The organism is Nocardia shimofusensis NBRC 100134, from assembly GCF_001613125.1.
GTDB classification, from domain to species: Bacteria; Actinomycetota; Actinomycetes; order Mycobacteriales; family Mycobacteriaceae; genus Nocardia; species Nocardia shimofusensis.
In genome coordinates this window covers 1-14291 of record NZ_BDBT01000020.1, presented here as the reverse complement: position 1 = coordinate 14291, position 14291 = coordinate 1, and the positions used below count along the sequence as shown (strand labels likewise).

The 14291-nt window shown below is 71.0% G+C and carries 15 protein-coding genes and 1 pseudogene; 5 read left to right on the top strand and 11 right to left on the bottom strand.

All coding sequences use genetic code 11. From position 1 onward, the window contains the following. Nucleotides 1-85: 85 nt before the first annotated feature. Both NS3_RS19115 and NS3_RS19110 read right to left on the bottom strand, forming a co-directional pair. A complete protein-coding gene (locus NS3_RS19115; protein ID WP_067861805.1) occupies nucleotides 86-1564 on the bottom strand; it encodes a DHA2 family efflux MFS transporter permease subunit in 1479 nt (492 codons plus the stop codon). A gap of 5 nt (nucleotides 1565-1569) precedes the next feature. Further along, nucleotides 1570-2169, bottom strand: a complete 600-nt coding sequence (locus tag NS3_RS19110; RefSeq protein ID WP_067861566.1) for an NADPH-dependent FMN reductase — start codon at nucleotides 2167-2169, stop codon at nucleotides 1570-1572. A gap of 173 nt (nucleotides 2170-2342) precedes the next feature. On the opposite strand from NS3_RS19110, the gene NS3_RS19105 reads away from it, so the two are divergent. After that, entirely contained in the window at nucleotides 2343-2642 is a 300-nt protein-coding gene (locus NS3_RS19105) for a type II toxin-antitoxin system Phd/YefM family antitoxin (RefSeq protein ID WP_067861564.1), read from the top strand. Further along, nucleotides 2642-3034: a type II toxin-antitoxin system VapC family toxin gene (locus NS3_RS19100; RefSeq protein WP_067861562.1), complete on the top strand. Its 393-nt coding sequence runs from the start codon at nucleotides 2642-2644 to the stop codon at nucleotides 3032-3034. Before NS3_RS19105 ends, NS3_RS19100 begins: the two co-directional genes overlap by 1 nt. Nucleotides 3035-3164: 130 nt before the next feature. Here NS3_RS19100 and NS3_RS19095 read toward each other — a convergent pair whose 3' ends face one another. The 5 genes and pseudogenes from NS3_RS19095 to uraD all read right to left on the bottom strand — a co-directional run. Continuing rightward, a complete protein-coding gene (locus NS3_RS19095) occupies nucleotides 3165-4142 on the bottom strand; it encodes an NAD(P)-dependent alcohol dehydrogenase (protein ID WP_067861560.1) in 978 nt (325 codons plus the stop codon). A 244-nt stretch (nucleotides 4143-4386) separates the two neighbouring features. Continuing rightward, entirely contained in the window at nucleotides 4387-5730 is a 1344-nt protein-coding gene (locus NS3_RS19090) for an 8-oxoguanine deaminase (RefSeq protein WP_067861558.1), read from the bottom strand. 80 nt (nucleotides 5731-5810) lie between these two features. Beyond that, nucleotides 5811-6704, bottom strand: a complete 894-nt coding sequence (gene pucL / locus NS3_RS19085; protein WP_067861556.1) for a factor-independent urate hydroxylase — start codon at nucleotides 6702-6704, stop codon at nucleotides 5811-5813. Nucleotides 6705-6710: 6 nt separating this feature from the next. Further along, the gene (gene uraH / locus NS3_RS29825) at nucleotides 6711-7040 is read right to left on the bottom strand and encodes a hydroxyisourate hydrolase (RefSeq protein ID WP_281205972.1); all 330 of its coding nucleotides are present in this window, start codon (nucleotides 7038-7040) and stop codon (nucleotides 6711-6713) included. Nucleotides 7041-7175: 135 nt separating this feature from the next. Further along, a pseudogene (gene uraD, locus NS3_RS29820) lies at nucleotides 7176-7667 on the bottom strand (2-oxo-4-hydroxy-4-carboxy-5-ureidoimidazoline decarboxylase); the annotation flags it as partial. Nucleotides 7668-7994: 327 nt separating this feature from the next. Between uraD and NS3_RS19075 the strand changes: the two are divergent. The 3 genes from NS3_RS19075 to NS3_RS19065 all read left to right on the top strand — a co-directional run bounded on the left by NS3_RS19075 (nucleotide 7995) and on the right by NS3_RS19065 (nucleotide 10638). Continuing rightward, nucleotides 7995-8564 (top strand): nucleotidyltransferase family protein, encoded by a 570-nt coding sequence (locus tag NS3_RS19075; RefSeq protein ID WP_067861801.1) that lies wholly within the window; start codon nucleotides 7995-7997, stop codon nucleotides 8562-8564. 16 nt (nucleotides 8565-8580) lie between these two features. Then, the gene (locus tag NS3_RS19070; RefSeq protein ID WP_067861555.1) at nucleotides 8581-9621 is read left to right on the top strand and encodes an XdhC family protein; all 1041 of its coding nucleotides are present in this window, start codon (nucleotides 8581-8583) and stop codon (nucleotides 9619-9621) included. 84 nt (nucleotides 9622-9705) lie between these two features. Next, nucleotides 9706-10638, top strand: coding sequence for a hexose kinase (locus NS3_RS19065; RefSeq protein WP_245649694.1), 933 nt, complete (start codon nucleotides 9706-9708; stop codon nucleotides 10636-10638). On the opposite strand, the gene NS3_RS19060 is transcribed toward NS3_RS19065, so the two are convergent. The 4 genes from NS3_RS19060 to NS3_RS30125 form a co-directional block, all read right to left on the bottom strand. Continuing rightward, nucleotides 10635-10955 (bottom strand): DUF3349 domain-containing protein, encoded by a 321-nt coding sequence (locus NS3_RS19060; protein WP_067861553.1) that lies wholly within the window; start codon nucleotides 10953-10955, stop codon nucleotides 10635-10637. The two genes, NS3_RS19065 and NS3_RS19060, sit on opposite strands and share 4 nt — an antisense overlap. Nucleotides 10956-10995: 40 nt before the next feature. Next, entirely contained in the window at nucleotides 10996-11274 is a 279-nt protein-coding gene (locus NS3_RS19055) for a hypothetical protein (RefSeq protein WP_067861550.1), read from the bottom strand. Between the two features lie 13 nt (nucleotides 11275-11287). Further along, nucleotides 11288-12592 carry an inorganic phosphate transporter gene (locus tag NS3_RS19050; RefSeq protein WP_084495737.1) on the bottom strand — a complete coding sequence of 435 codons (1305 nt, stop codon included), beginning with the start codon at nucleotides 12590-12592 and terminating at the stop codon, nucleotides 11288-11290. A gap of 139 nt (nucleotides 12593-12731) precedes the next feature. Next, nucleotides 12732-14288 (bottom strand): ATP-dependent DNA ligase, encoded by a 1557-nt coding sequence (locus NS3_RS30125; protein ID WP_245649699.1) that lies wholly within the window; start codon nucleotides 14286-14288, stop codon nucleotides 12732-12734. Nucleotides 14289-14291 lie beyond the last annotated feature (3 nt).

Below are 14291 nucleotides of genomic sequence, written 5' to 3'. Positions count from 1 at the left end.
CTACGAGCACGACCGTGTTGCGTCCGCGTCACCGACCCCGGCCGCGGCCGACGCACCACGGCAGTATCCATGGCCGAGCAACCGATCAGTGATCAACGCGCCCTGCGGAGCGGCGCGGCAGCAGCAGAGCGGGGATCGCGGCGAGGGCCATCAGGATCGGCGCGACCAGGTAGGCGTCCCTGAACGCCTCCGCCAGGGCGGGCGCCAGTGCGGCGTGCGCGGCGGGATCGAGATCGTGCAGCGCCTGCAGACCACCGGTGATCGGCAGCAGGGCGGACAGCACCACCACGACCACCGCGGTGCCGACCGCCATGGCCGTGGTGCTGATCAGGTTCACGGTCGTACTGCCGCCCGCCTGCTGTTCCGGGGTGAGCGCGCGGGTAGCGGTGGTGATGGCGGGCATCATCGTGCCGCCACCGCCCGCGCCCATGAGCAGCATCGCCGCGCAGAGTCCCCAGTAGGAGCTCTCGGTGTCCACCTGGGCGCGGAACAGCAGGAAGCCCACGATGCCGACCGCGATCGAGGCAGGCAGGTAGCGGCCCGGCGGGAACCGGTCGATGAGCCTGCCCGCGACCTGCATCGTGACACCGGACGCCAGCGCGAACGGGATACCGAGCGCTCCCGCCACCAAGGCGGATTCACCGCGCACCACCTGGAAGTACAGCGGCTGCAACAGCATCGCGCCGAAATAGCCCGCCGCGAACAGGCCGACCAGGGCGGACGCGGCCCCGACCTCGCGCCGACGCAGGATCCGCAGGTCCAGCAGCGGCTGCGGGGCGGTGAATCCGCGGTGCACGAAGATCGCCACCAGCGTCGCGCCTGCCAGCAGCGGCAGCACGACCCGCCCGAACGGTAGCCCGCCGTGTTCCCCCGCGGCGGTGAGCCCGTAGATCAGCAGAGCCAGGCCGGGCGACATCAGCGCGAGCCCGATCGTGTCGATGCGCCGACGCGGTTGCGGATCATCGCGCGGAAAGACCCGCCCGGCGAGGAGCAGCACCACCGCGGCGACGGGCACGTTGACGAAGAACATCCAGCGCCAGGACATCTCGTCGATCAGATAGCCACCGAGCACCGGCCCCGCGAGCGGACCGACCAGGATCGCCAGCCCCATCGTGCTCATGGCTCGACCCAGCCGCTCCGGGTCCGCCGCGCGCAGCAGAACCGTCATCCCCACCGGCATGAGCAGCCCACCGCCGACCCCCTGGAGGATGCGGAAGGCGATCAGCGACTCGATATTCCATGCCGCGCCCGCCAACAGCGAACCGACCGCGAAGATCGTCACGGCCACCAGGTACAAGCGTTTGGCCCCGAATCTGCCCATGGCCCACGCGGCGACCGGGACCACTCCGGCGACCGCGAGCGCGTATCCGGTCGACACCCATTGGATGGTGGTCAGCGGCGCCGCGAACTCGGCCGAGAGCCGGTTGATCGCCACATTGACGATCGTGTGGTCCAAAGTGGCCATGATCGAACCGACCACCAGGACGAGGGCCACCGTCATCGGGTTGCGGGACGCCTGCTCCGGCCGGGCCTCGGACTCGGCCGCCCGCACGCTGGGGCGCATGTCCCTCACCGCCCGTACGGGCGGACTGCCCGCGCCGCGCGAAGCGCCTCGCCCCACCAGACCAACTGGTCGAGCAGGGTTGTCGCGGCGGTATCGGCCTCCCCACCCGCCACCGGTCCGCCCGGTGCGTCCTCGGACCGCCACGGGTTGTGGAAGCTGACGGTGTCACGCACGGTGACCGCGTGGAGTTCGGCGAACACGCCCCGCAGGTGCTCGACCGCGCGCAGCCCGCCCGACATCCCGCCGTAGCTGACGAACCCCACGGGTTTGGCCTGCCATTCCCGGCCGTGCGCGTCGATGAGATTCTTCAGCGCCGCCGGGTAGCTGTGGTTGTACTCCGGCGTGACGATCACGAACGCGTCCGCGTCGGCGAGCGCGGCACGCGTGTCGGCGGCCCCCGGCGCGGGCGCCCCGAAGGTGTGCGGCAGGTCGAGTGCCCCCACATCGACGGAAGTGACCAACAGATCCGGCCGGGCCTCGGCTCGTGCCAGGAACCAGTCGGCCACGACCGGCGCGTAACGTCCCTGCCTGCTGCTGCCGACCACCACGGCCAGCCGCAGCGGCGGCGCGACCGTTGAACTGATCGATGTCGATGTGTGCGTCATCGCGATCTCCCACTCATGCGTTCGGCGACTCCGTCGGTCGCCCGCACACCACCTTTCTTCCTCAACTATTGTTGAGGTCAAGCTCCGCAGGCCGATTCCCCGTATCGGGTGAACACTCGCGCCCGCCGCCAGAACAGGCGGCATGTGACACATTTTTGTGACACACTCGAGGCATGACCGCCATTCCGATCCGCGAACTGTCTCACCACACCGCACGGACCCTGGCGTTGGTCAAAGCCGGGGAGTCGGTCGATATCACCGAGCGCGGAACGATCATCGGCCGCATCGTCCCCGTGGACCCGGTGCACGACGTGCGGGTTCGCCTCACGGCCGCAGGTCGGATACGCCCCGCGTCGCGTGGCCGGTCGGACCTCCTCGCCGAGCTTCGCCGCCGCCTTGCGCAGGCCCCCGCCGACGGCGTCGGGCGCGGTAGCGCGGCGTTGCAGGACCTCCGCGACGGTGAGCGGTACTGATGATCTATCTCGATACGAGCGCGCTGGTGAAGCTGGTCCACCAGGAAGCCGAGACCGATGCGCTCGTGAACTGGCTCGACGATCGACCCGACATTCCATGGGTCGCATCCGCATTGGTGGAAGTAGAACTGGTCCGCGCGGTACGCATCGCCGAACCGGCAGATCTGATCCATGTGCCCGCAGTCCTCTCCCGGCTGGACCTGGTGGAGATCGACGGCATCGTGCGGGCGAACGCCGCGGCGGTGAGTCCGGCCACTGTCCGAAGTCTGGACGCCATCCACCTCGCCACCGCCCTCGAACTCGCGGCCGACCTGACCGCACTGGTCGCCTACGACAAACGACTCGGCGACGCCGCGACAGCAGCAGGGTTGCCCTGGGCCGCTCCACACTAGAGGCGCAGCGGGGTGCTTTATGACCGCCACCGTCGACAACGTCTTCGGCCGCCGGCTGCCCGGAATGAACTGCTACAGCAGCGGCGAGTCGAGCTCGTTGAGAGCCGGTTCGACCGGCAGCCATGTCCGTCTATGGGGCGACGGTGATCACGATCTTCGCCCTGGCATGTTCGGACTCCATGTAGTCGATGGCCGCGGGGGTCTCGGCCAGTGGATAGGTCCGGTCGATGGCCGGGCGGACATCGCCTGACTCGATCAGCTCGCGGAGCTCTGTCAGCGACGCCGGACTCTGCTCAGCCAGCGGACCACGGATCGACGGTTTCACGAACGGCCGAGCCAGCTGGCCGAGCGCGAGCAAACCGACCGGGCCGAACAAGCTGCCACCGTCGAAGTTGCCGCCACCGGACAGGACCAGGGTGCCGGTGGGTTCGACCAGGCGAAGGAGCTCGCGCAGGCCCCGGGTGCCCGCCAGGTCGAGAACGGTGTCGTAGCGGCCGGTCACGGTCTCGCGGGTGTAGTCGAACACGTGCCCGGCGCCGAGGGACCGTGCCGCCTCGACATTGCGGGTACTGCACACCGCGGTGACCTCGGCACCCTTGGCCCGGGCGATCTGGACCGCGAACGTGCCGACCCCACCGGAGGCACCGATGATCAACACCCGCTCCCCGGCGTTGATGTGACGCAGGCAGGTCAGGGCGGTGTTGGCGGCCAGCGGCACGGCCGCCGCTTCCTCGAAGCTCAGATTCTTCGGCTTTCGGTCGAGCAGAACGCGCGGTACCGCGAGGTACTCCGCGAACGCGCCGCTGACCGCCTCCCCGAACACCTCGTCGCCCACCGCGACATCGGTGACCCCCTCGCCCACCGCCTCGACCGTCCCCGCGAAGTCCCCGCCCTGCACCAGGTTCGCCGGCCCCTTGCCACGGAACACCGACCGATCCATCCACCGCGCGATCTTCGGATCCCCCCGCATCACATGCCAGTCCCGCGCGTTCACCGACGCCGCACGAACCCGAACCAGCACCTCCCCCGCCCCCGCTTCCGGGCACCCGACATCGGCCACCGCCAACATCGCCGATGACCCGTAAACCTGCTGCACGATTGCCTTCACCCCGACAACGCTAGGCGGCGCGACCACCCACACACATCAGGGAATTCCCCGAGGTAGCCCGGATTCAGGACACCGTCCGATCGCCCTGTTACACCAGACATTCGGACTTGCCCCTGACCGGCGCTGCACGATTCGGGCGGTTCATCTCGATCATCCGCGGGATCACGCTCGACGGGAAGCTGTTCGAGTCGGCGACCGCGGCAGCTCGTGCACGTTCGGGGTCGACAGGCGAGCAGGTCCGCGATCAGTGAGCCCGGGCGATCAGGGCGGCTTGGGCGCGGGCGACCGCGCGGCCGGTCTCGGCCTCGTCGACCGTGCGAACCTGCCCGTCCCGCACGATGATCCGCCCGTTCACGAGCAGGGCGGCCAGCGGCGGACGGTCACCGAGGATCAGCGCGACCACCGGGTCGTCGATGCCGGCGTGCGCGGGGGTGTCCAGCCGCCACAGGGCCAGGTCGGCGAGCTTGCCGGGTTCGATGGAACCGATCTCGCGCTCCCGGCCCAGCACTCTCGCCCCGCCCATCGTCGCCAGTTCCAGCGCGGTGCGCACGCTCATCGCGGTGGGCCCGCCGACCGCGCGGGCGTAGAGCAGGGCAGTGCGCGGTTCGTCGAGCATGGCGCCGGACTCGCTGCTCGCCGCGCCGTCCACGCCGAGCCCGACCGCGACCCCGGCGCGCAGCAGATCGGGCACCCTGGCGATGCCCGCGCCGAGGCGGCCGTTGGACGTCGGGCAGTGCGCGACGCCCGCGCCGTGCCGGGCCAGCGTGGAGATCGCCGGATCGTCGAGGTGGATGGCGTGCGCGAACCACACGTCGGGACCGACCCAGTCGAGGTTCTCGAGGTACTGCGTCGGGGTCGCGCCGAAATGCTCTCGGCAGTAGTCCAGTTCGTCGACGGTCTCGGCCAGGTGGGTGTGCAGGCGCACGCCGTGCGCCCTGGCCAGCGCCGCGGATCCGCGCAGCAGGTCGGGGGTGACCGAGAACGGAGAACATGGGGCGAGGGCGATCCGCAGCATCGAGTCGAAGGACGGGTCGTGCCAGCGGGCGATGGCATCGGCGCTCGCGGTGAGGATGTCGTCGAGCGATTCGACGATCGAATCCGGCGGCAGCCCACCGGCGCTCACGCCCAGATCCATCGAACCGCGACAGGGATGGAAGCGCAGGCCCACCTCGGCGGCGGCGGCGATCTCGGCCCCGAGCAGGTCGCCGCCCTCGCGCGGGAACACGTAGTGGTGGTCGGCGGCGGTCGTGCACCCGGTGCGGGCCAGGGTGGCCAGCGCGCCGGTGGCGGCGACGCGCACGGCGTCCTCATCGATGCCCGCCCAGATCGGGTAGAGCGTGCGCAGCCACTCGAACAGGGTCTGGTCGGCGGCCAGGCCGCGGGTGATCCACTGGTAGAGGTGGTTGTGGGTGTTCACCAGGCCGGGAGTGAGCAGGCAGCCTCGGCCGTCGATGCGGGGCGCGTCGAGGGCGGGCGCGGGACCGGAGCCGACCGCGCCGATCCGGTTGCCGTGCAGCACGACATGGCCGGTGCGGTATTCGGTTCCGGCCGCGTCGACCGTCGCCACGGCACAGCCGTCGATCACCATCGTCGGCGCGCCGCGCCCCACCCCATGCACTGCCGCCGCTTTCGCTGTCACCGCGCTCCGCCCACCGCACTCGCTCGTGCTCACAACTGCCATGCCTGCCCCGCATCCGGTGCGTCAGTGCGGCGCAGCGTGGCCTCGATCAGTCCGTAGGGCCGGTCGTCGGCGTGGTAGACCTCGCCGTGATTGGCGATGCCGAACCGGCCCAGGTCGTAGTCGAAGTGGTGTTTGTTGGGTGCGGCCAGGCGGATCTCGGCCAGCACCGGGAAGTCGGTGAGCGCGGCCGAGCCCATCTCGAACAGCGTCTGCTGCAACGCTTTCGAGTGGTGGGTGGCGAACACTGCGATCATCCTGGCCACCACGCCCGTGTAGGTGGCCTCCCAGTCGACGCCCTCGATCTCGGCGAAGCGCCACTGCGCGGTCAGGGAGGTCGCCAGCATGCGGTCGTCGGTGGGTTCGAGCACGGTGAACTCGTCGCGCAGGAATCCGGCGAACTCCGAGCCGGTCGATTTCAGCAGCACCAGATCCCGCACCCCGCCGACCACCCAGGAACCGGCGTGCCCGACCGTCACGGCCGCCGTGCGCACCTGCGGTCCCTGCCTGACCCAGGTGAACGCGTGTTCGCCCGCGCCGACCCGCGCCCGCTGCCACGGGTAGTCCTCGATATCGATGCGCGCGGCGTGCACGGGCGCGATGTCGTCGACGAAATGCCTGGCCAGCGCGAGCCCGTACTCCTCGATCGGGCTCAGGCCGGGATCCTTGGCGAAGGCATAGGCGGTCTGCTTCTGGGTGTCGGTCGGCAGCACCGCGGATTGGTCGCCGCTGATGTAGGCGTCGGCGAAATCGCCGCGCAGCGTGGTGGAGACGTTCACGTCGCGGATCTCGTGGCGCGGCCCGTCGCGGCGGATGCGCACGATGCGGTTCTCGGACTTGCCGTAGCGGTTGTCCGTCAGTTCGATCGGCCCGGTCAGCGGCATCGGCGCTCAACTCCCTCGATAGGTGGAAAAAGCGAAGGGCGACAGCAGCAACGGCACGTGGTGGTGCCCAGGGCCGGTCACCGCGAAGGTCACCGTCACCTCCGGGTAGAAGGTCGCCTCGCCCCGCGCCGCGAAATAGTCCCCGGTGGCGAACACCAGGCGATAGGTCCCCGGACCCAGTCCCGAGGCCAGTCCGGGCACCCGGCCGTCACCGTTCGTGCTCGCCACAGCGATCCGATCTCCGTCCGCGTACAGGGCCACACCCACACCGACGGCGGGCATCCCGCGCACGGCATCGAGGACGTGCGTGCTCACGGTTGCCCCGAAGCCCGGCACGTCGGGCGCACCGGTCTCGCGGGCCCGATCCGGGTCACCCCGCACCGATCCGTCCGGGTCACCTGCCTCCGATGTCGGCGACGACTCCGGCTTCACCGGCGTCCCCACGCCGGGCCTGCGCTGCGCGCCGTCGGCATCGTTCAGCTCGGCCAGCAGACGCTCCAGCCGGACGCGGTTGATCGCGGCCAACTCCACGCGCACCACCTCCCGCTCGGTCGCCGGGTCGTTGTCCAGCCGCGAGCGCAGCAGTTCGAGCAGTTCCCCGCCGCTGCGTCCGGCGGCACACACCAGGTAGATGTGGCCGAAGCGCTGTTCGTAGGCGCGATTGCCCTCGGCCAGCGCGTCGAGCACCGCGCGATCCGCGCCGCCGACCCCCGCTTGATCACGCGCCGATTCCGCGTCCACCGGCCGGTCGCCGATGCGCGGATGCCCGGCCAGCGCCGCAGCGATCCGGTGCTCGTCGAGGTCGGCGAGCACCGCGTCGGCGGCGGCGAACAATCGCTCGGCGGTCACGTAGGGCCTACCCGCCAGCACACCGCGTACCCACTCCGGCGAGGAACAGCACGCTCTCAGCGCGGCCGCCGCGTGGTCCTCGCTCAGCGCGTCGAACGCTGCCGCCGTCTCCGGGGCGCCCGTCGGCGTCGTTCCGGTCGTTCCGGTCCCCGCGGCCGCATCGGTTCCGGCGGCCTCCTCGACCGCATCCGCGATGGATGCCACGCCGGTCCCGGTGCCGCCGGTCGCGTCGAGGGGCACGTGCGCCGGCCCGGCGCCCGCCTCCGCGCCCACCGGTTCTCCCGAGTCGCGCCTCATCGGTCCAGCATCGGCGACCGTGCGCGGTCTCGCCAGCCGAGGCGACAAGATCACTTCCGGCGTGTCGGAATCGTGACGGCCACTCGCGCCGCACGTTTCCCGATGGTCACACGGCCGCAACCCGAGGTGGTTACGGTGACCGTCATGTCTGCCGTTGCCGTCGGAATCGTGCTCGCCGCGGGCGCCGGCACCCGTTACGGCTGCCCGAAGGCGCTGGCCGAGGGCGGCGCTTGGTTGCGCGCGGCGATCGCCGCGTTGCGGGAGGGCGGGTGCGCGCGGGTGGTCGTGGTGCTCGGGGCGACCGGGCCGAATCACCAGGGGCTCGGCATACCGCCGGATGTGCGGACGGTGTGGGCGCACGACTGGGCACGGGGGCTGTCGGCGTCGCTTCGCGCCGGGCTGCGGGCGGCCGCGGGCGGTGATTACGCGGTGATCATGCCGGTGGACACCCCGGACGTGGGCGCGGCGGTGGTGGCCCGCGTCGTCGAGGCCGCCTTACACGCTCCGAGCGGGCTGGCCCGGGCCGTTTTCGCGGGTCGTCCTGGACATCCCGTTGTGATCGGACACAGTCACTGGGCCGGAGTGGTCGCGGCTGCTACAGCGGATCAGGGCGCTGCGGCCTATATCAGCGCCAGGGACGATATGGTGTGCGTCACGTGCGATGATCTGGCGACGGGTATCGACCATGACTTCCCGGCCACTACCGCACGTTGAGCGGAGTTGAGAACTGATGCGCGACATCGTCGACGACCTCTTACAGGTGTGGTACTCGGGTCGGACGGGTGGACTCGCGACCGTCGTGCGCAGCGTCGGAGACGGCCGGTGGCCGGTCGGCAGCGCGCTGCTGGTGGACCCCGACGGCGTGGTGCACGGCGCGGGCCTCGGCGGCTCGGTCGACGACGCCATCCGTGACGCGGCGGCCACCGCCGCACGCACCGGCAGGCGCGCCATGCACCGGCTGCCTGTCCCCACCGGCGAGCCCGGCGTCGCGGTCGGCGCCACCATCGACGTCTTCGCCGAACCGTTCTCCCAGCACGACTTCACCGAGTTCCCCACGGTCGCGGCCGAGATCGCCGCGCACCGGCGGGTGACGGTGTTCACCGTGGTGTGGAACCCGGACACCGATCTGATCGGCCAGCACCTCATCACCGACAAACGGCACAACACCGAACTGGTCGCACTGCCCGAGTCCGATATCTTCGTCGCCTCGTTCGCGCCCGCGCCGCGCATGATCATCTTCGGCGCCAACGCCTACGCCGCCGCGCTCACCGTGCAGGCCCGGCTGCTGGGCTACCGCGTGACCATCTGCGATTCGCGCGAGGAGTTCGCCGCCCCCGAGGCCTTCCCCGGCGCGGAGGTCGTCGTCGACTGGCCGCACCGCTATCTGAACACCCTGGCAGGCGCGGGCGAGATCGATGCGAGCACCGCCATCGTCGCTTTCGCCCACGATCCGAAGTTCGAGATCCCGTTGCTCACCGTCGCCCTTCGCCTGACCGACCTCGGGTACCTGGGCGCGGCGGGCTCCTACACCGCGCACCTGCGCCGGATGGAGGATCTGCGCGCGGGTGGTTTCGACGAGGCGGCGCTGTCGCGGCTGCACTCGCCGGCCGGTCTCGATGTGGGCGCGCACACCCCTGCCGAGACCGCGGTGGCCATCATCGCCGAACTGCTGGCGGTGCGCACCGGCCGCGACGGCGGCTCGCTGTCCCAGCACGGCGCGGCGCTGCCCGCGACCGGTGTTTTCGACGGGCGCGCCACGGTGGGACTGTAATTCCCCCGAGGGGGAGCCGACTCGCACCCGGCGGTAAGACGAACCACAGTTGCGCCCGGTGCCCGATGGGGGACAGTGGTTGACGTGATCCTCACTGTGACAATGAATCCCGCCTACGACATGACCTACCGGGTCGAGCGATTCGAACGCGGACGCCCCCATCGGGTCCGTTCGGTCGAGCAGCGCATCGGCGGCGAGGGCATCAATGTGACGCGGGTGCTCAATCAGCTCGGACGTTACGCGCGCGCGACGGGATTCTCCGATCACGCCTTCGCGGCGGCCGCCGAGCTGGAACTGCCGGTGGACTTCGTGCACGCGCTGCCGTGGGTCCGGCGCACCGTGGTGGTCAGCGAATCCGACGACGGTACCGCCACCGCCCTGGCCGAGCCGGGGGCCCGGGTGACCAACCCGCACGCGGGCGATCAGCTGGCGGTACGGGTGGCCGGGCTGCTGCCCGACATCGGCGGCCTGGTGATCTCTGGGTCGCTGCCGGGAGGTATCGATGCGAGCCTCCCGGCAGCGATCGCCGACACCGCTATCGCGGCCGGGGTGCCCACCATCTGCGATGTCGAGGACGAGGCGCTGCGGCTGGTGGCCAAAGTGCCCGGCGTGGTGCTCATGCCCAACCGCTCCGAACTGCGCACCCTGACCGGGCAGGAACCCGCCACGCCACGCGAGGTCGCCCGCTGCGCGCGCCCGCTGGTGGAGTCCGGGGTCCGAGCGGTGGTGGTGACCAGGGGCGCGCAGGGCATGGTCGCGGTCACCCGGGAGGGTGCCTGGACCGCGGGCCTGCCGCGACCGCTCGCGGGCAACCCCACCGGAGCCGGTGACTCCGCGGCGGCCGCGGTCATCTCCGCCCTGGCCGCGCCCGGCGCGCCGGACTGGCCCGCCATCCTCGTCGACGCCGTCGCCACGGCCGCCGCCGCGGTGGTCATCCCGGTGGCCGGCGAGATCGACCGCAGTCTGCGCACCCAGCTCGCGCCGACCGTCCGGATCGACGAACTACCCCTGACCTAGTTCGGCCCTGCCGCTTCGGTCGCGGGCGGATCGGCGAGGGTGTCCTCCAGCAGCCAGCCGCCTGCCGCCAGATGCTCGGCGACCCTGGCCACATCGACCGGGTCGGGCTGTTCCATGGCCAAGCGCGCGATGGCGTTCACGATGGCCTCGCGGGTGATCTCCGTCTCCGGGTTGTCGCGCACCAGTTCCTCGGCGACCATCACGACTTCGTAGTCGGTCAGATGCCGGTGCAGCACCGCGAACAACGCGACGTAATCCGACGTGGGCACGCCTTGCGGATATCCGGCGCGCAGCCAGTCCAGGATGCGCGCCAGCATCCCCGAATTCGACTCTGGCTCGGTCACTGGACGACGCCTCCTACTCTCCGAACAGATGGATTCCCAGCCGGGCGGCCAGGAATGCCTTGGCGGTGTAGAGGATGCCGGTGAGCACCGCCGCGATGATCAGGCCGAAACAGGCGAACGCACCGGCCATCGCGACTCTGTTGCGCTCGGCGACGCCGCCTTCGTCGACCGTATCGGCCGCCGACCACCAGCGCACGCCGAGCGCGAAGACGGCAGGCAGGCCGACGCCGAGCACCAGCGCGGCCACGACGACGTGCCACAGCGAGCTCAGATTGGTGAGCAGTGTCTGCACGGGCTGGCTCCTTCTACGGCCGGGTGGGACTGGTCGGGAACGGCGGGTTCCGGTCGGCCCCGGCCGGTCCGGCGGGCTGTGGTTCCACAGGCCGCGGCTCTGCGGGCTGCGGCTCTGCGGGCTGCGGCTCTGCGGGCTGCGGCTCTGCGGGCCGCGGCTTCACAGCCTCGGCCGCCGGGGGTGTGTCCCCGGGCCAGACATTGACATTGGTGGTGTCGACCCGGTCCCGGCGCGAACGCAACCACATGAACCCGCACAGCCCGACCAGCAGGGCGAACACCACCAGCACGCCGGGCAGCCCGCCGATCGAGTGCGCCAGCGCCCAGCAGATCGCGCCGACCAGACCGGCCATCGGCAGCGTCAGCAGCCAGGCCACCGCCATCCGGCCCATCACCGACCAGCGCACCTCCGCGCCCTTGCCGATGCCGCTGCCCAGGATCGAGCCGGTCGCGGTCTGCGTGGTCGACAGCGGGAGGCCGAAATGCGCCGAGCTCAGGATGATGGCCGCCGACGACGTCTCCGCGGCCAGGCCCTGCGGCGATTCGATGTCCACCAATCCCTTGCCCAGGGTGCGGATGATGCGCCAGCCGCCGAGGTAGGTGCCCGCGGCGATGGCGACCGCGCAGGAAGCCATCACCCACAGCGGCAGTTCGTCGTCCTTGGTCACCGTGCCGTGCGCGACCAGCGCCAGGAAGATCACGCCCATCGTCTTCTGCGCGTCGTTGGTGCCGTGCGCGAGCGAGACCAGCGAGGCCGAGCCGACCTGACCCCAGCGGAATCCGGTGCGCCTGGTCTCCTCGTCGGCGGGAGCGGTGATGCGGTAGACCGCCCAGGTGCCGATCGAGGCGACCAGCGCCGCGACCACCGGAGCGAGCAGCGCGGGCAGCACGATCTTGGTGAGCACCCCCGACGACCCGGACGACCAGATGACCCCGTTCCAGCCGAGCGCGGCGATGGTGGTGCCGATCAGGCCGCCGAACAGCGCGTGCGAGGAACTCGACGGCAGCCCGAACAGCCAGGTCGCGACGTTCCACAGAATGCCACCGACCAGTCCGGCGAAGACGATGAGCAACAGATCCTGCCCGTCGACGGCGTCGAGTTGCACGATCCCCTTGGCCACCGTCGCCGCCACTTCGACCGAGAGGAAGGCGCCGATGAGGTTCAGCACCGCCGAGAGCGCCACCGCGACGCGGGGCTTGAGCGCGCCGGTGGCGATGGAGGTCGCCATCGCGTTGGCGGTGTCGTGGAAGCCGTTGGTGAAATCGAACGCGAGAGCCGTCGCGATGACGATCAGCAGCACCAGTAGTTCGGCGGTCACCTGTCCAGTGTGCGGTAACCGAATGTTCGATTGCCATGCAGTTGCCGTCCGCGTGCGCGTGGTATCGGCACCCTATAATGCCGAACCCCCGCACCGGACCGCAGCGCGTCCGCCCTGGTCGGCGGCGTGATCGAGCCGGTCAGGGCAGCAGGCCGCGCACGGTGTCGATGGTGTCGACCTGATCGGGGGTCTTGTCCGGCCGGTACCGGACCACCCGCGCGAAACGCAGCGCGACGCCGCCGGGATAGCGGGGGCTCACCTGCACGCCGTCGAGGGCGATCTCCACCACCAGCTCCGGCCACAGGTACACGGTGTGTTCGTCGCGGGCGCGTTCGTGCCGCGGGAACTCGGCGGTCTGCCAGGCCAGCAGCGCGTCGGTGAGACCTTTGAACGTCTTGCCGACCATGACCGGCTCGCCGGTGCGCGGATCGCGCGCGCCCAGGTGCAGATTGGACAGGTACCCGGTGCGCCTGCCGTAACCCCATTCCGCGCCGAGCACGATCAGATCCAGCGAATGCACCGGTTTGATCTTCAACCAGGACCGCCCGCGCCTGCCCGCCGCGTACGGCGCGCTCAGCGACTTGACCATCAGACCCTCGTGCCCGGCTGCCAGCGCACCGTCGAGGTATTCGGCGGCGGTCTCGACGTCGGGCCGGATGAGCGCCGGAATCGTATGCGAGCCTGCCACCGACAGCAGCGCCTCGCGCCGCTGCGACAGCGGCGCGTCCAGGAGATCCCGCCCGTTCAGGTGCAGGCAGTCGAAGAAGTACGGATGCAGCAGCAGTTCACGCGAGGAACTCAGCGGAGGCAGCAGCAGCGCGCCGGGCGGCAGGTGCCTGGCCGTCGCGGCGTCGAACTCCGGGGTCACCGTGAGGCCGGGCGGACGGGCTCCTCCGGCAGCGACCGTGGATCCAGCAGGCCCGGAGCGGTCGGAAGCACGCCTGCCCTCGGCGCCGTCGACCTTCTCGGCGAAGCCGGAGTCCGCAGCGAAGCCGGAGTCCGCGGCGAGGCGGGGACCGGCCGAAACCGGGGCGTCGGCGTCGACCGGGGGGACGAGCGTGGCGAAGCGGCTCATCGTCTCCTGGAACGGCCGCGGACGACCGTCGTCGGTGAGCGCCAGCGTCTCCCCGTCGAGCACCACGCTCTCGCACTCCAGCCCGCGCACCAGAGCGACGAGTTCGGGCACGCCGTCGGTGATCTCACGCAGCGCGCGGGTGAACACCCGGACCCGGGTGCCGTGCCGGTGCACCTGGATACGAGCGCCGTCGAGTTTGTGCTCGATGCTGACCTCGCCGCCGAACTCGGCCGTGGCCTCGTCCAGCGAGGAACCGGGCGAGGCCAGCATGGGCTGGATGGGCCTGCCCACCTCCAGCCGGAACGCCGCGAGTTCCTCGGCGCCGCCGCGCAGCGCCGCGACCGCGGTCACCGGCAACCGTCCGGACAGCATGTAGGCGCGGCGCACCACCGGCAGCGGCACCCCGGCCGCCTCGGCCACGGCCTCGGCGACCAGCGCGGTCAGCGCGCCCTGGCGCAGTTCCCCGGTGAGCAGGCGGGGCAGATACTCCTGTTCGGCCGCGGTCGCCGCCGACCACAGCTCGGTCAGCAGTTCCTTGCGCCGGGCTGCCGAGCCGGGACCGGCCTGCGCGGCCACCTCGTCGAGGATCGACTCCACGGCGGTCACCGTGGCGGTGGGCAACGC

What these genes read in the sequence shown, in the direction of transcription:
- NS3_RS19115 (WP_067861805.1), bottom strand. Translation starts at nt 1,564, where the DNA reads ATGCGCCCCAGCGTGCGGGCGGCCGAGTCCGAGGCCCGGCCGGAGCAG.
- NS3_RS19110 (WP_067861566.1), bottom strand. Translation starts at nt 2,169, where the DNA reads ATGACGCACACATCGACATCGATCAGTTCAACGGTCGCGCCGCCGCTG.
- NS3_RS19105 (WP_067861564.1), top strand. Translation starts at nt 2,343, where the DNA reads ATGACCGCCATTCCGATCCGCGAACTGTCTCACCACACCGCACGGACC.
- NS3_RS19100 (WP_067861562.1), top strand. Translation starts at nt 2,642, where the DNA reads ATGATCTATCTCGATACGAGCGCGCTGGTGAAGCTGGTCCACCAGGAA.
- NS3_RS19090 (WP_067861558.1), bottom strand. Translation starts at nt 5,730, where the DNA reads ATGGTGATCGACGGCTGTGCCGTGGCGACGGTCGACGCGGCCGGAACC.
- pucL (WP_067861556.1), bottom strand. Translation starts at nt 6,704, where the DNA reads ATGCCGCTGACCGGGCCGATCGAACTGACGGACAACCGCTACGGCAAG.
- NS3_RS19075 (WP_067861801.1), top strand. Translation starts at nt 7,995, where the DNA reads ATGTCTGCCGTTGCCGTCGGAATCGTGCTCGCCGCGGGCGCCGGCACC.
- NS3_RS19070 (WP_067861555.1), top strand. Translation starts at nt 8,581, where the DNA reads ATGCGCGACATCGTCGACGACCTCTTACAGGTGTGGTACTCGGGTCGG.
- NS3_RS19060 (WP_067861553.1), bottom strand. Translation starts at nt 10,955, where the DNA reads ATGCTGGCGCGCATCCTGGACTGGCTGCGCGCCGGATATCCGCAAGGC.